This is a genomic window from Bacillus sp. FSL H8-0547 (genome assembly GCA_038002745.1).
Lineage (GTDB): Bacteria > Bacillota > Bacilli > Bacillales > Bacillaceae > Bacillus_P.
Window position 1 is genome coordinate 3736020 of the sequence record JBBODD010000001.1, and the last position, 24665, is coordinate 3760684.

At 43.4% G+C, this 24665-nt stretch carries 26 protein-coding genes; 20 read left to right on the forward strand and 6 right to left on the reverse strand.

Annotated elements, in window-relative coordinates; genetic code table 11:
• Positions 1-44: 44 nt before the first annotated feature.
• A complete protein-coding gene (locus MHB63_18895; GenBank protein ID MEK3808594.1) occupies positions 45-668 on the reverse strand; it encodes a nitroreductase family protein in 624 nt (207 codons plus the stop codon).
• A gap of 147 nt (positions 669-815) precedes the next feature.
• On the opposite strand from MHB63_18895, the gene MHB63_18900 reads away from it, so the two are divergent.
• The 4 genes from MHB63_18900 to MHB63_18915 all read left to right on the forward strand — a co-directional run bounded on the left by MHB63_18900 (position 816) and on the right by MHB63_18915 (position 2695).
• Positions 816-1139, forward strand: coding sequence for a winged helix-turn-helix transcriptional regulator (locus MHB63_18900; protein MEK3808595.1), 324 nt, complete (start codon positions 816-818; stop codon positions 1137-1139).
• The gene (locus MHB63_18905) at positions 1136-1864 is read left to right on the forward strand and encodes an SDR family oxidoreductase (protein MEK3808596.1); all 729 of its coding nucleotides are present in this window, start codon (positions 1136-1138) and stop codon (positions 1862-1864) included. The genes MHB63_18900 and MHB63_18905 overlap by 4 nt, the downstream gene beginning before the upstream one ends.
• Before the next feature lie 121 nt (positions 1865-1985).
• A complete protein-coding gene (locus MHB63_18910) occupies positions 1986-2366 on the forward strand; it encodes a DUF2188 domain-containing protein (GenBank protein ID MEK3808597.1) in 381 nt (126 codons plus the stop codon).
• Between the two features lie 89 nt (positions 2367-2455).
• Positions 2456-2695: a hypothetical protein gene (locus tag MHB63_18915; protein MEK3808598.1), complete on the forward strand. Its 240-nt coding sequence runs from the start codon at positions 2456-2458 to the stop codon at positions 2693-2695.
• A 71-nt stretch (positions 2696-2766) separates the two neighbouring features.
• Here MHB63_18915 and MHB63_18920 read toward each other — a convergent pair whose 3' ends face one another.
• Positions 2767-3234 carry a spore gernimation protein GerT gene (locus MHB63_18920; protein ID MEK3808599.1) on the reverse strand — a complete coding sequence of 156 codons (468 nt, stop codon included), beginning with the start codon at positions 3232-3234 and terminating at the stop codon, positions 2767-2769.
• A 136-nt stretch (positions 3235-3370) separates the two neighbouring features.
• Here MHB63_18920 and rarD point away from each other — a divergent pair, with 136 nt between their 5' ends.
• From rarD to bshB2, 4 genes are all read left to right on the forward strand, one after another.
• Positions 3371-4303, forward strand: a complete 933-nt coding sequence (gene rarD, locus MHB63_18925; GenBank protein MEK3808600.1) for an EamA family transporter RarD — start codon at positions 3371-3373, stop codon at positions 4301-4303.
• 86 nt (positions 4304-4389) lie between these two features.
• On the forward strand, positions 4390-4662 hold the full coding sequence (locus tag MHB63_18930; protein ID MEK3808601.1) for a hypothetical protein: 273 nt from the start codon (positions 4390-4392) through the stop codon (positions 4660-4662).
• A 12-nt stretch (positions 4663-4674) separates the two neighbouring features.
• On the forward strand, positions 4675-5025 hold the full coding sequence (locus MHB63_18935) for a YojF family protein (protein MEK3808602.1): 351 nt from the start codon (positions 4675-4677) through the stop codon (positions 5023-5025).
• Positions 5026-5041: 16 nt separating this feature from the next.
• On the forward strand, positions 5042-5707 hold the full coding sequence (gene bshB2, locus MHB63_18940) for a bacillithiol biosynthesis deacetylase BshB2 (GenBank protein ID MEK3808603.1): 666 nt from the start codon (positions 5042-5044) through the stop codon (positions 5705-5707).
• Positions 5708-5746: 39 nt separating this feature from the next.
• Here the strand turns inward: bshB2 and MHB63_18945 are convergent, their stop codons facing one another.
• Positions 5747-6505 carry an MBL fold metallo-hydrolase gene (locus MHB63_18945; GenBank protein ID MEK3808604.1) on the reverse strand — a complete coding sequence of 253 codons (759 nt, stop codon included), beginning with the start codon at positions 6503-6505 and terminating at the stop codon, positions 5747-5749.
• A 116-nt stretch (positions 6506-6621) separates the two neighbouring features.
• Between MHB63_18945 and MHB63_18950 the strand changes: the two genes are divergently transcribed.
• Entirely contained in the window at positions 6622-7029 is a 408-nt protein-coding gene (locus tag MHB63_18950) for an Lrp/AsnC family transcriptional regulator (GenBank protein MEK3808605.1), read from the forward strand.
• A 78-nt stretch (positions 7030-7107) separates the two neighbouring features.
• Here the strand turns inward: MHB63_18950 and MHB63_18955 are convergent, their stop codons facing one another.
• Entirely contained in the window at positions 7108-8469 is a 1362-nt protein-coding gene (locus MHB63_18955; protein ID MEK3808606.1) for an MATE family efflux transporter, read from the reverse strand.
• Between the two features lie 300 nt (positions 8470-8769).
• Here MHB63_18955 and cdaS point away from each other — a divergent pair, with 300 nt between their 5' ends.
• From cdaS to MHB63_18980, 5 genes are all read left to right on the forward strand, one after another.
• Positions 8770-9372 carry a sporulation-specific diadenylate cyclase CdaS gene (cdaS, locus tag MHB63_18960; GenBank protein MEK3808607.1) on the forward strand — a complete coding sequence of 201 codons (603 nt, stop codon included), beginning with the start codon at positions 8770-8772 and terminating at the stop codon, positions 9370-9372.
• 126 nt (positions 9373-9498) lie between these two features.
• Positions 9499-10833 (forward strand): NCS2 family permease, encoded by a 1335-nt coding sequence (locus tag MHB63_18965; protein MEK3808608.1) that lies wholly within the window; start codon positions 9499-9501, stop codon positions 10831-10833.
• 131 nt (positions 10834-10964) lie between these two features.
• Entirely contained in the window at positions 10965-12161 is a 1197-nt protein-coding gene (locus MHB63_18970) for an MFS transporter (protein ID MEK3808609.1), read from the forward strand.
• A gap of 411 nt (positions 12162-12572) precedes the next feature.
• Positions 12573-13601, forward strand: coding sequence for a LysM peptidoglycan-binding domain-containing protein (locus tag MHB63_18975; GenBank protein MEK3808610.1), 1029 nt, complete (start codon positions 12573-12575; stop codon positions 13599-13601).
• A 539-nt stretch (positions 13602-14140) separates the two neighbouring features.
• Positions 14141-14695 carry a superoxide dismutase family protein gene (locus tag MHB63_18980; protein ID MEK3808611.1) on the forward strand — a complete coding sequence of 185 codons (555 nt, stop codon included), beginning with the start codon at positions 14141-14143 and terminating at the stop codon, positions 14693-14695.
• A gap of 42 nt (positions 14696-14737) precedes the next feature.
• On the opposite strand, the gene MHB63_18985 is transcribed toward MHB63_18980, so the two are convergent.
• Entirely contained in the window at positions 14738-16672 is a 1935-nt protein-coding gene (locus tag MHB63_18985; GenBank protein MEK3808612.1) for an LTA synthase family protein, read from the reverse strand.
• Between the two features lie 239 nt (positions 16673-16911).
• On the opposite strand from MHB63_18985, the gene MHB63_18990 reads away from it, so the two are divergent.
• The 4 genes from MHB63_18990 to MHB63_19005 all read left to right on the forward strand — a co-directional run bounded on the left by MHB63_18990 (position 16912) and on the right by MHB63_19005 (position 20725).
• On the forward strand, positions 16912-17784 hold the full coding sequence (locus MHB63_18990) for a VanW family protein (GenBank protein MEK3808613.1): 873 nt from the start codon (positions 16912-16914) through the stop codon (positions 17782-17784).
• A 96-nt stretch (positions 17785-17880) separates the two neighbouring features.
• Positions 17881-18453 (forward strand): YitT family protein, encoded by a 573-nt coding sequence (locus MHB63_18995; protein ID MEK3808614.1) that lies wholly within the window; start codon positions 17881-17883, stop codon positions 18451-18453.
• 143 nt (positions 18454-18596) lie between these two features.
• Positions 18597-19619, forward strand: a complete 1023-nt coding sequence (locus MHB63_19000) for an LLM class flavin-dependent oxidoreductase (GenBank protein MEK3808615.1) — start codon at positions 18597-18599, stop codon at positions 19617-19619.
• 107 nt (positions 19620-19726) lie between these two features.
• Positions 19727-20725 carry an LLM class flavin-dependent oxidoreductase gene (locus MHB63_19005; GenBank protein ID MEK3808616.1) on the forward strand — a complete coding sequence of 333 codons (999 nt, stop codon included), beginning with the start codon at positions 19727-19729 and terminating at the stop codon, positions 20723-20725.
• Positions 20726-20764: 39 nt separating this feature from the next.
• Here the strand turns inward: MHB63_19005 and MHB63_19010 are convergent, their stop codons facing one another.
• The gene (locus MHB63_19010) at positions 20765-21358 is read right to left on the reverse strand and encodes a hypothetical protein (protein MEK3808617.1); all 594 of its coding nucleotides are present in this window, start codon (positions 21356-21358) and stop codon (positions 20765-20767) included.
• Between the two features lie 170 nt (positions 21359-21528).
• Between MHB63_19010 and MHB63_19015 the strand changes: the two genes are divergently transcribed.
• Positions 21529-22419, forward strand: coding sequence for a MoxR family ATPase (locus MHB63_19015; GenBank protein ID MEK3808618.1), 891 nt, complete (start codon positions 21529-21531; stop codon positions 22417-22419).
• Positions 22420-22431: 12 nt separating this feature from the next.
• Positions 22432-24357 (forward strand): VWA domain-containing protein, encoded by a 1926-nt coding sequence (locus MHB63_19020; GenBank protein ID MEK3808619.1) that lies wholly within the window; start codon positions 22432-22434, stop codon positions 24355-24357.
• Positions 24358-24665: the final 308 nt, after the last annotated feature.

Here is a 24665-nt window from a genome sequence, read left to right on the forward strand (position 1 = left end):
AAAAACGAAAAACCGGCAAGTTTTTATAACCGCCGGTCTTTTCCTTATAAAAATGTGCTTAGTTCATCAATGCTGATTCGCGAGCTTTGGTGAGCTGGCTTAGCTGCTTTTCCGATTGTAATCAGCATAACAGGAACGTAACGATCCTCAATTTTAAATGTTTCTGAAAGCTGAGATGCATTAAAGCCTCCGATAGCACAAGTGTCATACCCTTTTGCTTTAGCCGTCAGCATGAGCTGCATGGCTGCAAGAGACGCGTTGCTGAACGCTGCATCGCGTGCGAATACAGGATTTTGATATGCTCCGTGAATCTGCCCTGCCAATGTATCTTTAATTTCTTCTTTCATGAAACCTGCTGATACAAGAGGATTATATACTTTATCTGTGTTTTTGTTTGCTTCAAGGTCGCCGAGAATGGCAACTACAGCAGACGCTTCTGTGATCTGGCTTTGATTGTATGCAATAGGAAGAAGTCTTTCTTTCGATTCATCGCTGTGGAAAACCATGAACTTCCAGTGCTGCAGGTTCCATGCAGATGGAGCTTTTCCCGTCAGTTCCAGAATTTCTTTTAACTCGTCCTTGCTGATTTTTGCGGATGGATCATATTTGCGCACAGAACTGCGTTCAGACATAATAGATAAGATGCTTTCAGTTGTTGCTGCTGTCATGTGAAAAACCTCCAAAGTTGAATAAGTATTTTAAATAAGGTATAATATACAAAAAGTTACAAACTAACTTTTAGTAAGTGTTGATAGTAAAATCATAATATGGTGATGAATAGATGTCAAGAAATAAGCTGGTAAAGGAGATTCGCTATGGAATCTAACTTGTGCCCAAAAATGGAAAAAGCTTTCGGTTTTCTAGGCAAGCGGTGGACAGGCTTAATTGTCCACGTGCTGCTTGACGGACCTAAACGGTTTAAAGATCTGACAGATACTATTCCTAGTATTAGTCAAAAAATGCTTGTTGAAAGGCTGAAAGAACTGGAATCGGCTGGCATTGTCGAGAGAGTTGTCATCCCCGATACTCCTGTAAAAGTGACATATAAGCTCACAGAAATGGGCTATTCTCTTGAAAAGGTTATGGATGAGGTAAAAGAATGGGCGGATAAATACTGTCTTGGGGAGGAAATGAAATGAGCCGAACTGTTATCATTACCGGTGGAGCAAATGGAATTGGCGAGGAGCTTGTCAGGCAATATGCAGAAAAAGGAGACCGCGTTTTTCTGGCAGATTTTGACGCAGCAAAAGGGAAAGCCATTTCCGACAGCTCTGATAACATTCACTTTGTTCAAACAGATGTCAGAAAGATTGAAGATATTCAGATACTGGTGAAAACGGCTGTCCGTGAAACCGGCAAAATCGATATCCTTATAAACAATGCCGGTGTCTCCCGTTTTAAGCCATTTTACGAATTAACCATTGAAGACTGGGATGATGTGCTGAATACAAATTTAAGAAGTGTTTTTCTCGCTTCTCAGGAAGCTGCCAGAGTGATGAAAAAAAATGAAGCTGGCGGTTTTATTGTGAACATAGCATCGACAAGAGCGCAAATGTCTGAGCCGAATTCAGAGGCATATGCAGCGACAAAAGGAGGCATCGTGGCCATTACTCATGCGCTTGCCGCCTCGCTTGGCGATGACCGTATCAAAGTAAACTGCATCTCACCCGGCTGGATTGAGACAAAGGAATACGATCAGCTGAGATCTGTTGACCACGAGCAGCATTTATCTAAAAGGGTAGGAAAGCCTGCGGATATTGCGAAAGCCTGCTTTTATCTGACAGACCCCGAAAATGATTTCGTCACAGGAGCAAACCTGGTGGTCGACGGGGGCATGACCCGAAAAATGATCTATGAGCATTAAGGGACTGTGTTAAACAGTCTTTTTTTATGTTCTTTTATAGAGAGTGAAATTGAAGGACTCTGTTTGCAATCAAGCAGGGCGGGTAATAGATAAGAAAAAATAACAGAAAGGAATGAAGAATATGCCATGGACAAAAGAGGATTATCCTCAATCAATGAAAAATTTACCCGCAAAGACGCGTGATAAAGCAATTGAAATTGGAAATGCACTGGTAGATGACGGGTACGATGAGGGCCGCGCCATACCGATTGCCGTGTCGCAGGCTGAAAAATGGGCTGACGGCAGCAGTTCGGATAACAGCAATTCAAAAGAAGAATATCATGTTGTTTCAGACGAACAAGGATGGATGGTTAAAAAAGAAGGCAGCAAGAGGGCAAGCTACAGATTTGACACCAAGCAGGAAGCTGTTGAAAAAGGCAGGGAGCTTGTTAAGAACAACGACTGTTCATTGGTTGTACACAAAATGGACGGCTCTGTTGAAAACACCGTAAACAGCAGATGATTATTTTCGTTTTTTTAAGACATGCGCCCACTCCAAAACCTTTTAGGTGAATACCCTTATAAGGTAAGCAATAAAGAGGAGGGGAATGCATGTACCCGTACTATCCAGCCAGAGGCTACCGAGGCGGAGGCAACAGAGGACCATTCTTTTTTGGATTTGGAGCGCCGCTTGTAGGAGGATTGCTAGGAGGATTTCTTGGCAGTGCCTTGTTTAACTATCCTAGACCCTATTATTATCCGCCACCGCCGCCACCATTTTATGGAGGATACCCAGGACCGGGCGGCTATCCAGGCTATCCGGGAGGACCTTACCCGGGAGGGCCATACTGACGAAATCGATTCTGCAGATAAATAATGGACCAGAGAGCCTGTATTCTCTGGTCCATTATTGTGCAGTGATTTTAGTTTTCTGGCACAACATCAATTTCCGACATTTGAAGATCTTCATTTTTTTGCAGACGGATCTCCAGAACACCGTTTTTGTAGGAGGCTTTTGTGCCTTTTCTCCTGACAAGTGACGGCAGGATAATTTTCTCCTGCTTTCCATTCTCCGGGTAGTTCATAATAAAGAGCTGATTGCTGTTGTGCTGTATTCTGAGGGTTGAAGCCTGTTCTTCAGATGCGCTGATTTTTACAAAAATGTGATCGTTCGTTTCAAACAGTTCAGGCTTCCGGGAGACAGTCTGCTGTGTTTTTGCCGGCGCTACATTGCCCTGATAGGGAAATTGAGTTTGAAATCCTTCGCCAAAAACGTTGCCCATAATGGTTTGAATATAATCCTCCACATTTTTCGGGTTCATGTTTTTAAAGGCATCCGGCATCTGTCCGTCTGACTGATTGAAGGGGAATTTCTTATTCCAGGGAAACATGCTTGTCACGCCCTTTTTTGCAGGTATAGTTCACTATATGAATGATTCAGGGCAACGGTTAAGATTTTTTTCTTGTCGCAATCCTTGTTTCAGGATTATAATTGGCATGTTGCTTGTAAAGGAAGGTGCTGTAAAAATGAAGCAAAAACAATATGATGCATACCACACAGGCTTGATGCATACGGCACTCGCCTATTTTTTATGGGGGATTCTCCCTGTTTACTGGAAGCTGATTGAGCATGTTGGATCTGAGGAAATTCTGGCACACCGTGTTTTCTGGTCGTTCTTGTTCATGATGTTCCTCATTCAGATGAAAAAGCAGTGGGGACAGCTCGCAGATGTGATCAAACGCATGCTGAGAAAACCGCTCCTGCTCCTGTCTCTCGTTCTTTCGTCTGTACTGATCAGCATAAACTGGTATCTCTATATTTGGGCTGTGAACCACAACCATATTCTTGAAACGAGCCTCGGTTATTATATTAATCCTTTAATAAGCGTCCTCCTCGGAATGATTTTCCTGAAAGAGCGACTGAATAAGTGGCAATATGCTTCATTTGGCCTTGCAGCTGCAGGCGTGCTGTTTATGACGCTTCAGTACGGGAAGTTTCCATTTGTTGCTCTTGTACTCGCTTTAAGTTTTGGTTTTTACGGCCTGACGAAAAAAGTAACCAAGCTTGATGCGTCGATCGGGCTTACACTTGAAACACTGATGGTGATGCCGGCAGCTCTGATCTATATTTTCTCGATTGCGGCAAAAGGCAATTCAGCCTTTTTTGACTGGTCGCCTTCAACAAATGCCTTTTTAATTGGAGCGGGCATCGTCACGGCTGTTCCTCTTTTGCTGTTTGCAAAAGGAGCACAGCACATTCCTTTATTCATGGTCGGTATTCTGCAGTATATCGCCCCGACAATTACACTGCTTCTAGGGGTGCTTGTTTACAATGAATCATTTTCTGGAACGGAAATGATTACTTTCTCACTCATTTGGTCTGCGCTTGTTCTGTTCTCTTTTTCACACGTGAAGGGAAGCGCATGGAAATGGAAGAAAAAGAAAACAATGGGATTGTAGGAAAGCCTGCCCTTGTGCGAGGCTTTTTTCTTTCATTGAAATGATTTTTAGGTATACAATAAGACATGCAGGAAGGGTTGAAGAAGATGAGTTTTGACAGAAGCTTGCTTGAAGCATACAGAAACCTTTGGTCAAACCGGAGTCTTGAGGCGTCATCAGACGAAATGAAGACTCTTTGTGACGCCATTGAAAGAGACCTTAAGGATGAACACACTCATCCCAGGCTCCGCAAAAAGCCGGAGCAGAAATTCTTTTCTGCTATGAAGCGCATTTCAGCATCCGGACTCAGTGATCAGGAGAAAATCGCCCTGATGGACCTGCATGTAAAAGTAGCAGAAGAACGGATAGTACTTACATAAAGGAGCAATCACATGGTCCCAATTTCCAAAGAAGATATTCAGAAACACCTGGATGTTTTAGTAAACAAAGAAGTTTATGTGCATCTTGAAACAACAACCGGCGCATATTCTGCCCATATGAATGAAAATAACATGACGGTCGTTGCTTTTATCCGAAATGCAAAAGTCTCGTTTAACCAGGCAAAAATTACAGGACAGGGCCCATACCGGGTCGGACTTAAAATGGATCATGGCTGGATTTATGCAGAAGGCCTGACAGACTGGGTATACAATGAAAACAATCAGCTGCTGATGGCTGGGCATGACCGCGACGGAAAGCTTGCCATCGCGCTTCAGATCAGCGAAACACCGTTTGCTGAGTAGAAGGAGAGAAGAAAAGATGAGAGAACATGTATTAGTTGTCCTGCCTCATCCCGATGATGAATCATTCGGCGTAGGGGGATTAATGTCTTTAAAACGAAAAGAAGGAATTCCGGTTACTTATGCTTGTGCAACACTCGGGCAAATGGGCCGGAACATGGGAAGTCCTCTCTTTGCCAACAGAGAAGTGCTGCCTGAAATCCGAAAAAAAGAATTGAAGGATGCATGTGATGCACTCAATGTGCAGGATTTAAGAATGCTTGGCCTTCGCGATAAAACGCTTGAATTTGAAGACATTGACACATTTGCGGATATCATTGAAAACATCATCGATGAAGTAAAACCGACGCTTGTTGTAACATTTTATCCCGGTCACGGGGTTCATCCGGATCATGATGCAACTGGGGAAGCAGTCATTCATGCCCTGAAGAGAAAGCCGATTGAAGAAAGGCCGGAAACATACTGCATCGCCATTACCCGTAATCGTACGGAGGTTCTTGGCGAGCATGATGTGACAGTTGATATTACAAGTGTTGCCGAGATGAAGCTGAACGCGCTGCGTGCTCACCGCAGCCAGACAGAGGGCATGCTGAAGCAAATGGAAGAGAAGTTCAAAAACAAAGATCCTGAAGTTTCACAATGGATTGAGAAAGAAATCTTCTGGACATATAAATGGAATGACTAAAACGAGTGCGGATTTCATTCCGCACTCGTTTTTCTGTACTTAGAATTTTAGTGTTTCCCCGTCCTCCGGCACAAAAACAGTGCTGCCGAAGTTTTTCTCTGTAATCAAACGGTTAAGCTCTCTTCGGGATAAAAGGCAGTGATTTAAAGACTCCATGTGCGAAACGACGATCTCAGCCTGAGGAGCTGCTTCCTTAACAGTAAAAATGTCCTCAGCTGTCATTGTAATCGGACCGCCTTCAAGGAACCTCGCTGCGCCACCGTTTACAACCACAACATCCGGCTGATGGAGATCAAGCGCTTCTTCAACCTCGCTGCACCAGACTGTATCTCCGGCAACATATAATGTCGGCTCTTTATCATTTTTAAAGACAATCCCCGAAACGGGTCCTGTCATTTTGGTGATGTCTCCTCTTCCGTGCTGTCCTGATGTCCGGATCAGCCTGATGCCTTCGAAAAGCTGAACATCATCAAACGCTGAACAATCAGTAAAGCCATATTTACGGATTTCTTCTGCATCTTCCGTACTCTGCGCGAGAATGGTCATGTCTTTAGACAAAGCTTCCGCAGCAGCTTGATCAAAATGATCAGGGTGCAAATGTGTAACAATAACGGCATCGGCTTGAGTGAGTTCTTCAACCGGTACAGGAAGATCAACAAGCGGATTTCTCACATCCTGATTTGGTGTGTTAGGGAACGGCGGCATTGCATGTTTTTCTGCGAAAAATGGATCAATCAAAAAGGTTTTACCCGCATATTGGACTTTTAAAGTGGCGTTTCGTATTTGCTGAATGTACATTGTGTTCCTCCTTCTCAACTTTTCTATCTTAGTATAAAATACATGCAGAAGGTAATACATAGATGAAATCAAGTCTTAAAGCCATTTGGCTTGATTATTGAAAGGATGTTTGCCGCATGCCGGATGCAACAGACCTTAAGATTATTGAGGAGCTAAGAAATAACGGAAGAATGACCATGAAAGAACTGGGCAAAAAAGTCCATTTGACTGGTCAGGCAGCATCAGCCAGAGTACTCAAGCTTGAAGAAGAGGGCATTATTGAAGGGTATACCATCAATTTAAATGACCAGAAAACAGGAAAAATGATTCATGCATTTATCAATGTTTTCACAAGAAACCGTAACCATAAACCTCTGCTTGAGTTTATAGAAAAAAAGAATGTCGCCAAGCTGTATAAAATAAGCGGGGAAAGCTGTTACTTAATTGAATGCAAGTTCGATAAAAATGAGGACCTGGATGAATTTTTAAATGACTTGAATTTATATGCGAACTATAAACTTTCAATCGTCATCAGGTCCAGCTGATAAAAATGGTTTCCTGAAGATAGACAAAAACCCCCGGTGCACCCGGGGGTTTTGTTTTTTGTATAAGAGCTGTAATGTTCAGCCCCGCTGTCTTTTACCATAAACTCTGTTTTGAATGAACCATAGTCTGGCGGAGAGTGCTGCAGCCGCAGCTGCAAGCCCCGCAATCAGTCCAATCCAGTATCCGAAAGCCATGAAATCTGTGTTGTTTGCAAGGTAGTATCCCGTTGGCAGCCCTATCACCCAGTAAGAGACAAGAGCCATGATAAGCGTGACATTTACATCTTTATATCCCCTCAAGGCTCCCTGAATTGGAGCAGCAATCGCATCAGAAAGCTGAAAGAAGATGGCGTAGATTAAAAACTGCGCAGACAGGGCAACGACAATCCCGTCATTTGTGTAGATTCCGGCAATTTCACTTCTGAAGAAGTAGATGACTGCTGCTGTAAGCGAAGACAGGATAACAGCAAGCACAATCCCGAGATAACTGTATATTTTTGCATCTTTATAGCGTTTGGCGCCAACCTCAAACCCGACTACGATGGTAAGGGCCATTGAGATGCTGAGCGGCAGCATATACAGAAGGGAGGCAAAATTAATAGCGATTTGGTGAGAAGCAATGGTCACCGTATCATAGTTGCTCATGAGCAGAGTGACAGCAGCGAAAATGCTTGTTTCAAAGAAAATCGCAATGCCGATAGGGATCCCGATTTTAAGCAGATCGAGCCATGCCTTGACAGAAGCCTTATACCATCTGCTGAAAATGCCGTACTCTGCAAAGGGAACTTTTTTATAAACGACATAAACCGAGATCAGCATAATCGACCAGTACGTTATCGCTGATGCTACCCCTGCCCCCACACCTCCGAGAGCGGGAAATCCAAATTTACCGAAGACAAGCAGATAGTTAAAAACCACATTAATAGGAAGGGAAAGCAGAGTAATAAACATAGAGACTCTCGTAAAGCCAAGTGCGTCTATGAAGCAGCGCAGAACATTATATGAAAAAAGAGGAAGTATTCCAAAAGCCAGCGCTGCAAGATAGTACTTGGCTGTTTCCCGAACGTGATTTTCCAGGTTCATGGAATTCAGAATCGGATCAAGAGCAAAGAATCCCGCTATTGCAACTGCTGAGGCAAGGAGAACTGACAAATAGAGGCCCTGTATGACCGTGAAAGGAATTTTATCCTTTTGTTTGGCTCCTGCATACTGAGAGACGATAGGAGTGACAGCAAGCAGAATTCCGCTCAGTCCTGTATATACCGGAACCCATACGCTTGAACCGATTGCAACCCCTGCAAGATCTCCCGGGCTGACCTTTCCGGACATTGTCGTATCAAAAAAATTCATCGAATAAAGCGCTACTTGTGTAATTAAAATTGGAAGAAGAATATGGAAGAACTGTTTGCTTTTATCCCATAACGTATATGTTTGTTTCATGGCTGCTTTCTCCGTTTCTGTAGAGTAACGAAAGAATTATACCACGAAAAGAGAATGGCCAGTCATTATTTCGGTTTCTGTTCCACCTCTTTTTTTTGCGGCTTAAACATTTGATAGTAGAAGAAACTCAAGATGACAATACCCATTCCAGAGAACAAATATTGAACGATTTTCATTACAGTCACTATTGACCCTCCCCAAATATTTTTTATTAGTATTAACCGTTTTTGGGAATTTCTTGCATGAGATGACTCTTCGTTTCAAACACTAAAAAAGATTTACCGGAGAGGAGAGTGCGGAGTGGAACAAGAACCGCTGGACCCGATTAAAAAACATATTTATCATCAGCTTGGCGTGATCATAAAAGAATCAGAGCAGCTAATGTCATCGCTGCATGTGAAAAATTATTGCCTTCTTTGCGAACTCGAAGAGCTGCATAAAACCTTCCAGCAGCTTCAGGCACAGGCATCGTCCTATTATCTTCAGGCCTATTTGTCAGCATACACGCCGCACTATGAGGTGCTTTCCAAAGTCATCCAGGAGCTTGCAAAGCACAAGCACGGCGGATTAATCGTAATTGAACGGGAAAATCCGCTGCAGGGGATTCTCCAAAACGGAGTTCAGATAAATGCAGAGCTCACAGCGTCACTTCTTGAGAGCATTTTTTATCCCGGAAATCCTCTTCATGACGGGGCAGTGCTGATTTCGGGTACAAGGATCTTTTCAGCAGCAAATGTGCTCCCTCTATCCATTAAAAATTCCGGAACAAAGATGGGGACAAGACACCGTGCGGCAATCGGCATAACAGAAAAAACAGATGCCATCGCTTTAGTTGTATCAGAGGAAACGGGGAAAATGTCCTTTGCGATTGACGGGGGGCTGTATCCGTTCAGCTCGGATTAAGGCTTTTCTTTTTTCAGAAAAAAGCATATAATATAGTTTTTAATTGACGAGCTTTGCCTTTATTCTTTGATTGAACTTTCATCATAGTAAGACAGCGCTCTTCAAAATTTGAGGAGGAGAATAGACATGAAAGACAGCAGCAAACCCCGTTCACTCCTGAATGATTACTTCAAGCTTGATGAACGGAATACATCCGTTAAGACGGAATTTCTGGCAGCTTTGACTACTTTTATGACTGTCAGTTATATCATATTAGTCAACCCGATTATTCTGTCAGAAGCGGGGATGCCGAAAGAGGCAGCACTTGCGGGTACCATTTTGGCTATCGTCTTAACAACAATGCTCATGGGTCTATGGGCTAATTTGCCGATCGTCATCGGCCCGGGGATGGGGCTCAACGCCTTTTTTACATACACGGTGGTGCTTGGACAGGGCCTGTCGTGGGAAACAGCACTTGGCGCTGTGTTTATATCGGGACTCGTTTTCTTTTTGCTTTCGGTTACCGGGGTAAGTTCTAAAGTCGTTTCGGCTATCCCAAAAACGCTTAAAGCATCGATAACAGCCGGAATCGGCCTTTTTGTCGCGTTTATAGGCCTGAAAAACGGAGGAATTATTGTACCTGATGAATCCACTTATGTTGCACTGGGAAACATCGCGGATAAAGGTACATGGCTTTCACTTCTTGGACTTATTCTCGCTGCCGCTCTCGTTTCGAGAAACATTAAAGGCGGTTTGATCTTGAGCATTTTTGTCATTACCATTCTTTCAATGGCAACCGGCCACTCGCCTGTTCCGGCATCAGCTGGCGACATTTTTTCGACGGACTGGCCCTCTGTTGAACTGACGTTTTTAAAGCTCGATATTATGGCAGCCATCGGATACGGCATTTTCTCTGTCATTTTTTCATTCACGATTGTTGAACTTTTTGACACGCTCGCTACGTTAATCGGGCTGACGAAAAAAGCCGATCTGAACGATGAAAACGGTGAAACACCGCATATGAAGCGTGCCCTTACAACTGGTGCACTCGGCACAATGATAAGCGCCGTTTTCGGCAGCACAGCCATGAACACCTATATTGAAAATGCGACCGGAATCGCTGAAGGCGGAAGAACGGGTCTGAAAGCAGTCTTTGCCGCGCTGCTGTTTTTGCTGACACTGCTGTTCACACCGCTTATTCAGTTCATTCCAAATGCGGCAACTGCTCCTGTACTTGTCATCATCGGTGCCTTCATGCTGACAGAGCTAGAGGAAATTCACTTTGATGATCTGACAGAATTGATACCTGCATTTTTAACAATTATTATGATGCCTCTTACATTCAGCATCGCAGAAGGGGTAGCTTTCGGATTTATTTCCTATACGCTGCTTAAAGTATTTACAGGCAGGGTGAGAGAGCTTCACTGGATGATGTATGTCATTACGGCTGCGTTCCTAATCAACTTTTATACAATGATTTAAAGGAGACCGAATAAGGTCTCTTTTTTTCGTATGAAAAGCAGCTTTTTTCGTGTGGCGAAATAAATCAGCCGGTGCTATAGTATAGATAGAGAAAATTCAGCTGGTTCAGCTAAGAAAACGGGGACAATATGATGTGGAAAAATAAAAATGTCTGGATTGTGCTCAGCGGGGAGTTCGTTGCCGGACTTGGACTGTGGTTCGGAATTATTGGAAACCTTGAATTCATGCAGAAAAATGTGCCATCCGACTTTATGAAATCGCTTATTCTGTTTACTGGTCTGCTTGCCGGAGTGCTGGTCGGTCCTTTGGCGGGAAGGCTGATTGACAGCTGTTCAAAAAAAACGGTGCTGATCTACTCCGGACTTGGGCGAATGGTAAGTGTCGTGTTTATGTTTATCGCAATCGGGCTTGATTCTCTTTTGTTTATGGTTCTGTTTATGATCAGCATTCAGCTGTCGGCTGCTTTTTATTTTCCTGCTTTGCAGGCTGTTATTCCGATTATCGTCAAGGATCAGGATCTGATACAGATGAACGGGGTGCATATGAACGTTGCGACCATTGCAAGGGTCATTGGAACGGCACTGGCAGGGGCACTGCTCGTCTTTATGAGTTTAACATCCATCTATGCTCTTTCTATGGCTGCCTATGCCATACTATTCGGAGCAACGTTCCTGCTTGATTTCGAGGAAGAGAAAAAAGAAAAGAACGGTACGGGAAGTTCGGGTTCCTTCAGAGAAGTGCTTCCGGTGCTGAAGGCCGCGCCTATAGCGATCACAGCGCTTGTCCTGACAATCATTCCAGTGTTATTTATCGGCGGTTTTAATCTAATGGTCATCAACATCAGCGAACTGCAGGACAGTACATCCATTAAAGGACTGCTGTATACGGTAGAGGGGATTGCTTTTATGATCGGCGCTTTTTTCGTGAAGAAAATTACGCACCGCTTTTCATCTGTTCACATGCTGTTTGTCTTTGCGCTCGTCATCTCCATTGCTCATTTAAGTTTATTTTTCAGCGATATCATGTGGATGTCACTTGTTTCGTTTGGGGTATTCGGACTTGGTGTCGGCTGTTTCTTCCCGATTGTTTCAACCATCTTTCAGACAAAAATACCAAAAGAGTATCATGGACGCTTCTTTTCATTCAGGAATATGCTCGACCGGGTCATGTTTCAGATCGTATTGCTCGGTACTGGGCTGTTTCTTGATACGATTGGACTGCAATTTATGGTCCTTATATTCGGCACGCTCTCGCTCCTGCTCGTCATTTTGTACGGTATGAAGTATTTTCAGAGAAACGAGATTGCTGGTTTAAGTGAAAGCAAGTAAAAAGAGAGGGGATACCTCTCTTTTTTTTCGGTTTATTTATTTCTGCATTTTTTGCAGACTGTTACCTTCTGCCCGTCCAGAAGGCTCGGGTAAAGGAGCTTTATACGCTGTGTTCCGCATACAGGACACGTTCCTCTGGCCCGTGATGCCATTCTCCATAAAGTCTTGCCTCTTGATCTTTTCGCCATCCAAAACACCCTGTTTCCTTTTAAATAGTATATGTACTTGAGACAGAAGGTGCTCCAGGGAAAAAAGCATCAGTATGTCATTTTACGGGGATTTTTCGGGATAAAATTGACATTTTCCGTCGTAAAAAGTAAGAAAATCATACTATTTTTAGAAATTTGTAGTAATTAATGCCCTAATCTATTAAAATAGTGAAGTAAGAAAAAAGGAGGTACATAGCAGAAGATGAAAAAGAAGATTCTCGGGTTGACTGCTTCAGCTGTCATAGGCTCAGGCCTCATTGGTTCTGCAGCTTCAGCAGCAAGTGTAACCATACAAAAAGGCGATTCGCTGTGGAAATTGTCACGTGACTATAAAACAACGATTCAAACAATTAAACAAACAAATAAATTAACGAGTGAAGTGATTTACCCTGGACAAGTCCTTCAAATCTCAGGTGCTCAAAATGCAAAACCGTCAGCCCCAAAACCTGCATCAGTAAAAAAACCAGCGTCTGCCGCTGCATACACTGTGAAGTCAGGTGATTCACTTTGGGTTATTGCGTCAAAACATAAAGTATCGGTAAATGAACTGAAAAGCTGGAACAGCCTTAAATCAGATTTGATCCGGCCGGGTCAGGTTTTAAAAGTCAGCAAAGCATCATCAGCACCTGCACCGCAAGCTCCTGTGCAAAGTCCAAAACCAGCAGCCCAGACACCTCAAACGTCTACATATAAGGTTCAGCTTGGCGACTATCTTGGGAAAATTGCGAATAAGTTTGATTTAACGGTCTCTGAACTGAAAGCAATGAATAATCTGAAATCTGATACCATATATGCAGGACAGGTTCTCAAAGTTAAAGGTTCAGGAGCACAGCCGCCTAAAGAAGTGGAAGAAACAAAGCCATCTGCAAGCAGTAAAATAGATACAATGATTGCCGAAGCTAAAAAACACATCGGAGTTCCGTACCGCTGGGGCGGAAATACCCCGTCAGGTTTTGACTGCAGCGGCTATATGTACTATGTACTGAACAAAGTAACGTCCGTATCCCGCCTGAGCACTGCAGGCTACTGGGATATTATGACGTCTGTAAGCTCTCCGCAAAAAGGTGACTTCGTTTATTTCACTACTTATAAAGCAGGTCCATCCCATATGGGGATCTACCTTGGCAATGGTGAATTTATTCACGCAAGCTCATCGGGTGTAACGGTTTCGAAGATGGACAACTCCTACTGGAAAGCAAGGTACCTGGGAGCTAAAAGATATTTGAAATAAGAAGCCGCTGTGGTTCATGAAATCCGTTCCTTTTAAAAGAGGGAGCGGATTTTTTGTTTTTATTATTGTGATGTTTACAAAAGATGTTATATATATGCATTTCAGCAATAAATTATGACCCTTCAGTATGGGGGAGAGTGTGTGAAGGGTCATAAGCAGGCGTGTTATGACCTTTCAGTATGGGGGAGAGCGAGTGAAGGGTCATAAGCAGCCGTGATATGACCCTTCAACATGAAAGAGAGTGAGTGCAAGGTCATAAATAGCCGTGATATGACCCTTTAGCATGAGGGAGAGCGAGTGAAGGGTCATAAGCAGCCGTGATATGACCCTTCAATATAGAAGAGAGGAGTGAAAGGTCATAAGCAGTCGATACATAACCCTCCAGCATAAAAGAAGCCATACAAAAGGTTCTCTCTATAACCCCGCACATCTCCAAAAAGAAAAAGCAAACACTTATGTTCACATAATCACTTCCTCCGTTTTAAATTTCCTCCATTATGCACAACCTACTAGAGAATTTTTGAAATGGAGGCTGAATCATGAAAAAACATATTGTATCAGCGGTTTTACTGTCTGCTGTCACGGCGCTTAGCGGCTGCACAGCTTCAAGTGAAGAGTCAGCACCTGCGAGCGGGAGTGCTGCTGCTCCGGTTACAGCAGAAATGATAAACAGCGAGGGGATTAAAATTGGAACCGCGGTTTTTACTGAAGCAGGCAAAGGGGTATCAATCAGGCTTAAGGCTGAAGGGCTGCCGCCCGGCATAAAAGCCATTCATATCCATGAAACCGGAAAGTGCGATAAACCGGATTTTAAAACGGCAGGAGGACATTATAATCCGAAGAAAAAACAGCATGGATTCGATAATCCAAAAGGTTATCATGCAGGAGATCTTCCTAACATTGAAGTTAACGAGAAGGGGAAGGTGGATGTGGAACTGCAGACTGCAGATGTTACCTTGATGCAGGGGAAAAAGAATTCCCTGCTTGATGAGGATGGAAGTTCGCTGATTATCCACGAGTCGAAAGACGATTATCAGACGGATCCGGCAGGAAATGCAGGAAACCGGATTGCCTGCGGAGCTGTCGTGAACTGAATACAAAAAAGCTGATGAGAACAAGTTCTCATCAGCTTTTGATTATTCTTCTTTTTCATCAGGACCCATGTAGCGGTACTGATTAGGATCAACTTTTTTAAAGCCTTCAGGAGTGTGGAAACGGAGAAGGTCACCGTAGACGATTTTATCTGAGATTGTCAGCTTTTTGTCTACCATTTCTTCCGTCTGTTGTATTTCTTCGTTCTCTTTTACAAGATCTCCTGTTTTTGTATCATAAAACTTGCCGTCAACAGAAGTGAATTCCGGAGTCACGAAATCACCGTTTCTGAATGGTACTACTTGCTGGTGGTCTTTTGACATCAAGTCTGTACCCATTTGGATATAGTCTTTTGTATCAACGCCAAGCAAGTTAAGAACAGTAGGGCGAATATCAACTGTGCCGCCGAATTGGTGCTGCTGTCCGCCTTTTAAGCCAGGGGCATGAATGAAGAGCGGAACTCTCTGCAGCTGAGCGTGTTCAAAGCCGTTGATTTCTTTTCCCATTACCTGAGACATCGCTTTGTTATGATTTTCTGAAATTCCGTAGTGGTCACCGTACATGACGATCATTGTATTGTCATACATACCTGATTTCTTCAGGTCTTCAAAAAACTGCTGAAGAGATTCATCCATGTAGCGTGCCGTTTGGAAGTAGCGGTCAACTGACCCGTCTCCGGTTGTATGAGGGTCAATGGTAGCCTCATCTTCTTCAATCGGATAAGGGAAATGGTTCGTTAATGAAATGAACTTTGTGTAAAACGGCTGCTCCATTGATTTTAGGAGCGGAATGGACTCTTCAAAGAATGGTTTGTCTTTTAATCCGTAGTTCACAACATCTTCTTCTTTCATTGAGTAATACTCAGCGTCGAAGAATTGTTCATATCCCAGTGATTTATACATGACATCGCGATTCCAGAACGATTTGTAGTTGCCGTGGAATACGCCGGTTGAATAACCCTTTTGATCCATGATTGCCGGTGCTGCCTGATACGTGTTTTCAGCTTTTGTTGTAAAAACAGCTCCCTGCGGAAGTGGGTATAATGAGTTTTCAACCATAAACTCGGCGTCAGATGTTTTACCCTGGCCAGTTTGATGGAAGAAGTTATCAAAGTAAAGAGTATTCTTGTCTTTCGTCAGTGAGTTTAAGAACGGCGTTACTTCTTCGCCGTTAATTTTATAATCGATCGCAAAAGTCTGCAGCGATTCAAGTGAAATATAGATGACGTTCATGCCTTCAGCTTTGCCGAAATATTCAGGGTTTGGCTTGGCCTGTGTTGCTTTCGTATAGTTCAGTACTTCTGTAACGTCATTGCTGTCAGCAAGTGCGCGCTGAGCGGAAGACTTAGAACTTTGAATCGCATCATAAATTGTGTAGTTGTACATTCCAAGGTATTTCACAAGGTAGTTTCGGTCAAAAGTGCGTGTCAGCAATTGTGGACGGTCCATTTCAGCAAGAGCAAGATTTGCTCCGAACAGAACAAAAGCTGAAACGATCACGGTCGCTACTCTTTTGCCTTTCATTCGAACATTTTCAGGCTTAACAAATTTCCCGAATACTAGAACCATCAAAATGACAACATCCAGGAAGTACAGGACATCATATGGTTTAACAAGAGCTCCAAGACTTTGTCCAAGGTCGCCTGCATTCTTCGTCTGCGTCAAAGTTGGAACCGTAATAAAGTCATTAAAGAAACGGTAGTAGACAAGGTTCGCATATAAAAGGAAGGACATAAGGAAATCAATAATGATGATCCAGATAAACGCCTTTTTTCCTTTTGCAAAAAGTGCTAATCCAAGAAACAGCACAGCAGAGCTGATCGGGTTAACAAACAGCAGAAATTGCTGAATGGCATTATCAATGCCTAATGAAAATTCAGTTTGATAAGCAGCATAGGTTTTAATCCACAGCAGGACTACAGCGAAAATAAAAAAGCCAAGATGCTTATTTAAAAAACCCTTAGCAAATAATTTGTTCAATTTTTTTCACCTCTAGTAATCAAGTACTATCATTTTTAAAAATCGTTAGCAGTCGGTTTGAAAATGTTGAATTTGTTCAGCAAAAGATAAGAAAAATCATAACGCATTCCCTGTATAAAAGTCAACTTTCTTATAATTCAATCAATCTGAAATTCTATCATGTTTTATTTCAAAAATGTTTATAAATCATACATAAAGTCATACTGTGCAGCCAATAGTAAGCAGGGGAGTGATGGTGTATGAAAATGGCTTTTTTCGCTTTGCTGATTGCGCTGACTCAGCAGCCCGATCATGACAGTCTGATGATCAAAGACCAGACGGAGAGTATCGGGACAATTTCAAAGGAAGATTTGGCGCAGCTTACTGAAGAAATGTACATAATGGACGATGAAAAAATAAATCAGCTGTCAACGCGAATTGACAACGTGATGTACAAGCCCCCTGTAAATGCCCATCTAAGTAAATCAGGCGCGATTATACAGGAAAAAAAAGGCTACAGGCTGCACAAAGAAAAATTTCTTGAACTTTTATATTCCTTTTTTTACGGGAAAGGGCCGATGACGGTCCAGGCGCCAAAAATGGATTTATACCCCAGGGTGGACAGTGATCTTTTAAAAAGCATCCGTTCAGCACGGATCGGCAGCTATGCTACTTTTTTTAACAAACGAAATGTACAAAGATCAACAAACATAATCCTTGCTGCAGACGCCATTAATAATACAGTTGTTTTTCCGGGAGAAACCTTCTCGTTTAATGGTGTTGTAGGGAACAGAACGGCTGCAAAAGGCTATATGAAAGCTCCGATTATCATTAGAGGCGAGCTTGCGGAAGGAATTGGCGGCGGAATCTGCCAGGTTTCTTCTACCTTATTTAATGCGACAGACAATGCAGGCCTAAAAATAATTGAACGGTTTTCCCATTCCAGAAATGTTCCCTATGTGCCTAAGGGAAGGGATGCGACGGTCAGCTGGTATGGTCCTGATTTCAAGTTCACCAACAAGTACAGCGAGCCTGTTCTCATCATGGCTGCTGTTTACAGCTCAAGTGTGACGGTGACGATTTATTCCACAAAGGAAGTGCTCTACGAAAAGAGTGCAGAAAGGAAGAAGTAACGATTTGCGGCGGTTGATTTTGCCGGTCTGAAAAAGATGCTTCTGAAAGAATATGCCTGGACATATAGTTAGAAGACTCTTTTCTTAGGCAAGGTGATGCTTATCACACAGAAGATAGCCGCCATTATAATAGGAAGTTTGCTGATCGGCATAGGCATTAACGGGTTTCTTGTCCCTCACCATCTGATTGACGGCGGTGTGGATGGTGCGGCGCTTATTATGCATTATTACTTTGATTTTAAGACTGGATTATGCATTTTATTGTTCAGCATTCCGCTATGCATGTATGCCTGGTTTTATAAGCCGGCGTATTTTTACAGCAGCTTTCATGGTTTGCTCGTTTCCGCGTTCTTTATTGATCTGCTTGATCCTCTTAGGACGTCTTTTGATCTGCCAATCTTTTTAAGTTCATTAATAGGCGGATGCGTTATAGGAATAGGAATCGGGATTATGCTCAGAAATGATACAAGCACCGGGGGGACAGATCTGCTTGCACGGCTGATTTCAGACTATACCAGCTTAAATATCGGCATCGCAATCCTTTTAGTAGACGGGCTTGTCGTTCTTGCGGGATATAAAACACTGGAATTGAGGAGTTTTGTTTTTTCCTGTATAACCATCGCTGTGGTTGGGCTTGTTACTTCGATTGTCATGAAGCCGGAAGAATAGCAGAATGCAGGTCCTGAGGGATCTGTTTTTGTTTTCAGACAGTTCAAATGTTTGATTTTTAAAGACCGCTGCGGTAAATCTATTGAGAGGGATGCATTTTCTTCAGCATAAGCGAAATTACACCAGTGGGAGGAGCAGATGCAATGAAACTTAGTATATTAGACCAGTCACCCATTTCAGAAGGGTTTACAGCCAAAGATGCGCTTGCACAATCCCTTCACCTTGTAAAAGAGGCTGAAAAGCTGGGCTATTGCCGGTATTGGTTTGCAGAACATCACAACACGAGCGGTCTTGCAAGCACAGCGCCGGAAATTTTGATGGCACATGCTGCCTCTCATACGGAACGGATAAAAGTCGGATCCGGGGGTGTGCTGCTCCCTCAGTACAGTCCGCTGAAAGTAGCTGAAACGTTTCGTACTCTTGAAACGCTTTTTCCAAACAGGATTGACCTTGGCATTGGACGTTCTCCGGGAGGCTCGGCAGAAACACGTCTTGCACTGACAGATGGCCTTCGAAAGAGCATGAACGAATTTCCAAGACAGCTAAAGGACTTACGGGGTTACTTAAGCAGCGGCCTGCCGGAGGATCATGCTTTTTCTGGTGTACAGGCGATGCCGGATCCGCTGTCGTCCTCTCCGGATTTGTGGCTGCTCGGAATATCGCACAGAGGAGCCAGAGTGGCAGCTGAACACGGGATGGCTTTTACATACGGGCACTTTATCAACCCGGTCGGCGGGGAAAAAGCTATGGAAGATTACAGAAAGCAGTTTAAGCCAGTGGGCAATTTAAAAGAACCGAAGACAAATTTCTGCATTTTTGCAGTCTGTGCTGAATCTCAGGAGAAGGCAGAGTATCTGGCAAGCAGTCAGGATGCCTGGCTGCTCCAGGTTGAAAGCGGGGGAGACACAAGAATCATTTCTCCGGATCAAGCCCGAAAGATAACGTTTAATGAGGATCAAAAGAGCAAAATACGAATGAACCGCAAGCGAATGCTGATCGGCACTCCGGAAAGGATAAAGGAGGACCTTCTGCGGATAGCGGATGACTATAAGACAGATGAAGCCCTTATCCTGACCAACATTTACGATTTCAAAGAAAAACGTGAGTCGTACAGGCTGCTTGCAGAAGCATTTCAAACCGGAAGCTGCCGACTGGAGTCGAATTAGTTTCTTTTATCCTTCTTCCTTGTTAAAATAGAAACCAATCACACGTGCTTACTTTTTGTAAGTTTCTATAAATTCGTCTTTAAGATGTACTAGAAGGAGGACTTTTTATGTCCAATACAAAAAAAGATGTAAAGCTTTCAATTCTGGATCTTGCTCCTGTTGTAGAAGGGAGCACGCCATCAGGTGCTTTTAAAAACACACTGGATCTTGCCCAGCACGCGGAGAAGTGGGGATATAACCGTTTCTGGCTGGCAGAGCATCATAATATGGAAGGAATCGCAAGCTCTGCAACTGCTGTGCTGATCGGCCATGTTGCCGGAGGAACCTCCACCATACGTGTTGGGTCAGGCGGGATTATGCTGCCGAATCATTCGCCTCTTGTCATCGCAGAGCAATTTGGAACGCTAGAATCGCTTTACCCTGGAAGAATTGATCTTGGGCTTGGACGGGCTCCGGGAACTGACCAGTTAACAGCACGGGCACTGCGTAGAGAAAACATGAGCAATGGGGAAGATTTCCCTGAACAGCTTGATGAATTAAGAGAATACTTTAATCCGACAGAGGCAGCTCATGTTAAAGCTGTGCCGGGAAAAGGCCTGAATGTGCCAATTTGGCTTTTGGGTTCAAGCGGCTTCAGCGCACAGCTTGCAGGGAGACTTGGCCTGCCGTTTGCTTTTGCCAGTCATTTTTCTCCAGAGCATACGGTGCCCGCAATGAATTTGTATAGAAGCAGCTTCAGGCCGTCAGAAGTCCTTGACGAACCTTACGCAATGGTGGGCGCCAACATCATCGCTGCTGATACAGATGAAAGAGCAGCCTATCTGGCGACTTCCATGCAGCAGCAGTTTTTGAATCTTGTCCGCAATCGTCCCGGAAAAATGCAGCCTCCGGTTGAAAATATGGAAGAACTGTGGACGCCATATGAAAAAGCTGCCATTCATCAGCAGCTTGGTTCATCCATTGTCGGCAGTGAAAGCACGGTAAAAGAGAAACTTGAAACATTCATAGAAGAAACCGGCGCAAACGAAATTATGGTCAATGCCTCTATTTACGACCATCACGAACGCCTGCGGTCATTCGAGATTGTATCCGGACTGTTTCGCTGAATAAGCTTTTTTGAAACGAGGGTGAAGGGGTCTTCACCCTTATTTTTTTTCTTTTAGAAGCAGCAAACAAAGCGGACCCAGAACGGGAATAAAAGAATAGAAGGCTCTTCTGCCCATTTTGTATTCATGTTTAAGCACAAACCACGAAAGCCATGTTAAAACAAACAGGTCAGCTGTCATCACACTGACCAGCTGCGAAGATTGAAAGGCCTCTGAATATCTCTCTATTGACCCCATAAAGATGCCGAAAAGGTATAGACCGGCAGTAAGCACGGCAAGAATCAAAATCACCAACTTTGAATCACGAAGCCTTTTCGTTTTTTCTGAGAATTTCCTTTCTATATGCTTACGCTCTTTTCTCAAAAAGAAGTAAGGAAGCAGCGAAAAAGCTCCCAGTGCAAATGAACCGAGAACAAAAGGCCAGGCCGGAAGCTTCCGGGTATCATTCGGCAAAATTAAAAGAGCAAAGATCATTGGGAAAATCCCTAAAAATGAAAACACCATAACAACGAGCGGATCTGCCTGTTCAAAAGAACCAGTCAAAAGGTGTTTCATGATGTCATCTTCCTCGCCGTCCTTTCCCGGCGCAAAAAATACAGCATAAGCTATAAGAGCTGCCCACAAACTAAACATAGATTCACCTCTTTTTTATCATTTAATGTAGCACTTCCGACCAGCAATCCACCAGTTATAATCGGTTTTTTCTTTGAACGCGCTTGCAAAAGACAATCCCTTTGAGTCATGCGTTTTTTTCTAGTATACTGGGGCAGAGAAATTTGAACGAGAGAAGGGAACAACCTACAATGACCTTACAATTAGAAGCCATGAACCTTCCGCAGCAGCTTTTGGCAGATATCAGGAAGCGGGCAGAATCCTATAAAAACAGCGGGGACTCATACTTGATCGGAACAGGAGGCTATATGCCTTCAGAGGATGCGGTCCTCTTTGATGCGATGATTGCCCTCTCGCTTGGGAAAAATGTTCTATTAAAAGGACCTACAGGCTCTGGAAAAACCAAGCTTGCCGAAACCCTTTCCAATTTGTTCGGACAGCCGATGCACAGCATCAACTGCAGTGTCGACCTTGATGCCGAGGCGCTCCTTGGCTATAAAACCATTTCGCAGGAGGGGGCGAAAACATCAATTGAGTTTATAGAGGGGCCTGTCATCCATGCGATGAAAAAAGGCCATCTACTTTATATAGATGAAATCAATATGGCGAAGCCTGAAACGCTTCCTATCTTAAACGGAGTGCTTGATTACCGTAAGATGATCACGAACCCGTTTACCGGGGAAGTCATCCGGGCCTCAGAAGGCTTTGGCACAGTTGCTGCCATTAATGAAGGATATGTCGGCACGGTACCTCTGAATGAAGCACTCAAAAACCGTTTTGTTGTCATAGAAGTTCCGTATATTCAGGGAGACCAGCTGAAATCCGTTCTTCGCACACAGTCGAAATTGAAAGATGAAAAACTTCTGTCCCAATTTGTCACTTTGTCATCTGATTTACTCTTACAGGTGCAAAACGGACAAATTTCAGAAGAAGCCGCTTCAGTACGGGCCTTGATTGATACATGCGACCTTGCCGTCTATCTTCCGCCTTTGCGTGCGATCTCACGCGGAATTACTGAGAAACTTGAAGATGACAGGGAAAAGGCAGCGATCCGTAATATTGCAGAAACGCTGTTTGCATAAAGGGGATCTGTCATGAAATACATTAAATTCAATGATAAACGGGTAGATTCCTTTCTTTTTATGGAGCTGTCGGATCTTGCAAAAACACTGACACGCAGCGATGAGACAGAAGTTGAATTTGCCGTGCAGTCCTATTTTGACCCGTTCACTAAAAAAGTGCATATCAGCCATTTCTGGGACAATCGTCCCCGCAAGGATATGGTGAACGGACTGAAAAGCGATGTGTTTCTCCGGAGCATCGGCAGCAGCAGGTATACGGATTATCAAGCTGTTGATTCCTTTGTAAAAGCTGCACAGAACCTTTCGCTTTCAAGCTTTGCCAAGCAGCTTTTCGTCATGCTTGAGGATTTGCGCCTCGAGGAAGCCTGCAAAAAAGAAAGACCCGGCACTGTGCGTGTATTTGCGGCAAGAAGGGAAATGTACAGGCGGTTTTTTAAAAGCCAGCTGATTATAAATCAGGAACGGACCATTTTAACAGATGCACTTTACAACGCTTTCTATTTAAAAGCTACATCGGATTCACCCCTGGAGGTTTTTCCGTCACTAAGTGAGTCCATTGACCTTGCCGTTCCTTTTTTAGAAAGAGAGATCTTATCTTTTTACGAGGCAAAAGAAACAGCAGCCATCAGCAAAATTGTTCTCTCTGTCACAGAGGTGCTTGAGGATCTTCTCGAGGCTGATATGCTGAACATGTATTTTCATCTTCCGGTTCTTGACTATGCGGCGGCCGATGAGGCTATGACATTTGATGAAATGAAAAGAAAATCAAAACTTAAAAATGATGATATTCTCAAGCAAAAAAGAGAAGATGATGATGAGGATGTCCATGAAGACAAGCTTCCAACATGGCACCGGGAAACAAGCGAGGCAACGAAAAGTTTTCTTCAGTTTGATCTTGAGCAGGGAACGAAAACTGACCTGCTGGGTGAAGGTGTAAGGGAGGGGGATGATGGAGATCAGGCACTGGGAATGGTGCAGGGGTCATCCAAAAAGACAGCCCGAAACGATTATTCGCAGCTCGAAGCCCTGGAGAATGCAGAAAACAGGGAGGAAAAAGGCGGAAATGAAGCATTTGGCAAAGAAAACAAATATGCCTTTCCTGTTTTTACAGTTCCGGACTTGCCTTCTGCTGATGAACAGGTCTCCTACCGCGAGAAAAAAGAAATCATCGCTCCTTATCAAAAAAAATTAAAGCAAATGATTGAAAAAACCCTGGAACATAAAAAAATTTCCCCAAGAAGCGATTTGCATACAGGGAGATTGAGCAAGAAACTGCTGAAGCTTTTAACGGATGATAATCCTCGTCTGTTCTATAAGAAAAATCAGCCTTCGGCGCAGATTGATGCTGCCTTCTGCCTGCTCGTTGACTGCTCTGCTTCTATGTTTGACAAAATGGAGCAGACGAAGCTCGGGATTACACTGTTTCATGAAGCCCTTAAATCTGTATCTGTCGTCCATCAAGTAACCGGTTTTTGGGAAGATACAAATGAAGCCACCGAAACAAGCCAGCCAAACCACTTTAAGACGGTCATTGACTTTGGTTCGTCTCTTCAAAAAAAGAGGGGGCCGGAGATCCTCCAGCTGCAGCCGGAAGAGGATAATCGCGACGGCTATGCGATTCGCCATATGACCAAACAGCTGATGCAAAGAAGTGAGAGCCAAAAATTTATGCTAGTTTTCTCAGACGGTGAACCGGCCGCTTCAGGATATGAGCAGAACGGGATCATCGACACACATGAAGCGGTGCTTGAAGCCAGAAAGCGCGGAATTGAAGTGATAAATATTTTCCTTTCAAACGGCGAAATTGATGAGGGACAGCAGAAAACAATCCAGAACATATATGGAAAGTTCAGCATTGTTGTTCCTGATATTGACACGCTTCCGGAAGTCTTGTTTCCTGTTTTGAAAAAATTGCTACAAAAAAGTATTCATGCCTGATAAGCGTCTCGCGATGAGGCGCTTTTTTCTTTCAAATATTATTATGAAATACTCAAATCTAAACAATATTCATCCTTGTATGGAGGGTCTGATCTGACGGGAAAGTATACAAAAGAAAGAACATTCCAAAAATGCGGGTGCGGTTGGCTGTAAGAAAAGAAAATTGGTAAGAATATGGGGATTTTTGTCGGATGACAAGCTATTTTTTGGCAGTCAGTCGAAATTAAGGGCTGCGGTCTCATGAAGAATCATTATTAATTTTTGTTTTTCACTATTATTTTTAATTTTCTTATGATACTCCTTTGATA

Bases quoted from the DNA above. Each gene is read 5' to 3' on its own strand.
- MHB63_18895 (MEK3808594.1), bottom strand. From the start codon at position 668: ATGACAGCAGCAACAACTGAAAGCATCTTATCTATTATGTCTGAACGC.
- MHB63_18900 (MEK3808595.1), top strand. From the start codon at position 816: ATGGAATCTAACTTGTGCCCAAAAATGGAAAAAGCTTTCGGTTTTCTA.
- MHB63_18905 (MEK3808596.1), top strand. From the start codon at position 1,136: ATGAGCCGAACTGTTATCATTACCGGTGGAGCAAATGGAATTGGCGAG.
- MHB63_18910 (MEK3808597.1), top strand. From the start codon at position 1,986: ATGCCATGGACAAAAGAGGATTATCCTCAATCAATGAAAAATTTACCC.
- MHB63_18915 (MEK3808598.1), top strand. From the start codon at position 2,456: ATGTACCCGTACTATCCAGCCAGAGGCTACCGAGGCGGAGGCAACAGA.
- MHB63_18920 (MEK3808599.1), bottom strand. From the start codon at position 3,234: ATGTTTCCCTGGAATAAGAAATTCCCCTTCAATCAGTCAGACGGACAG.
- rarD (MEK3808600.1), top strand. From the start codon at position 3,371: ATGAAGCAAAAACAATATGATGCATACCACACAGGCTTGATGCATACG.
- MHB63_18930 (MEK3808601.1), top strand. From the start codon at position 4,390: ATGAGTTTTGACAGAAGCTTGCTTGAAGCATACAGAAACCTTTGGTCA.
- MHB63_18935 (MEK3808602.1), top strand. From the start codon at position 4,675: ATGGTCCCAATTTCCAAAGAAGATATTCAGAAACACCTGGATGTTTTA.
- bshB2 (MEK3808603.1), top strand. From the start codon at position 5,042: ATGAGAGAACATGTATTAGTTGTCCTGCCTCATCCCGATGATGAATCA.
- MHB63_18945 (MEK3808604.1), bottom strand. From the start codon at position 6,505: ATGTACATTCAGCAAATACGAAACGCCACTTTAAAAGTCCAATATGCG.
- MHB63_18950 (MEK3808605.1), top strand. From the start codon at position 6,622: ATGCCGGATGCAACAGACCTTAAGATTATTGAGGAGCTAAGAAATAAC.
- MHB63_18955 (MEK3808606.1), bottom strand. From the start codon at position 8,469: ATGAAACAAACATATACGTTATGGGATAAAAGCAAACAGTTCTTCCAT.
- MHB63_18965 (MEK3808608.1), top strand. From the start codon at position 9,499: ATGAAAGACAGCAGCAAACCCCGTTCACTCCTGAATGATTACTTCAAG.
- MHB63_18970 (MEK3808609.1), top strand. From the start codon at position 10,965: ATGTGGAAAAATAAAAATGTCTGGATTGTGCTCAGCGGGGAGTTCGTT.
- MHB63_18975 (MEK3808610.1), top strand. From the start codon at position 12,573: ATGAAAAAGAAGATTCTCGGGTTGACTGCTTCAGCTGTCATAGGCTCA.
- MHB63_18980 (MEK3808611.1), top strand. From the start codon at position 14,141: ATGAAAAAACATATTGTATCAGCGGTTTTACTGTCTGCTGTCACGGCG.
- MHB63_18990 (MEK3808613.1), top strand. From the start codon at position 16,912: ATGAAAATGGCTTTTTTCGCTTTGCTGATTGCGCTGACTCAGCAGCCC.
- MHB63_18995 (MEK3808614.1), top strand. From the start codon at position 17,881: ATGCTTATCACACAGAAGATAGCCGCCATTATAATAGGAAGTTTGCTG.
- MHB63_19000 (MEK3808615.1), top strand. From the start codon at position 18,597: ATGAAACTTAGTATATTAGACCAGTCACCCATTTCAGAAGGGTTTACA.
- MHB63_19005 (MEK3808616.1), top strand. From the start codon at position 19,727: ATGTCCAATACAAAAAAAGATGTAAAGCTTTCAATTCTGGATCTTGCT.
- MHB63_19010 (MEK3808617.1), bottom strand. From the start codon at position 21,358: ATGTTTAGTTTGTGGGCAGCTCTTATAGCTTATGCTGTATTTTTTGCG.
- MHB63_19015 (MEK3808618.1), top strand. From the start codon at position 21,529: ATGACCTTACAATTAGAAGCCATGAACCTTCCGCAGCAGCTTTTGGCA.
- MHB63_19020 (MEK3808619.1), top strand. From the start codon at position 22,432: ATGAAATACATTAAATTCAATGATAAACGGGTAGATTCCTTTCTTTTT.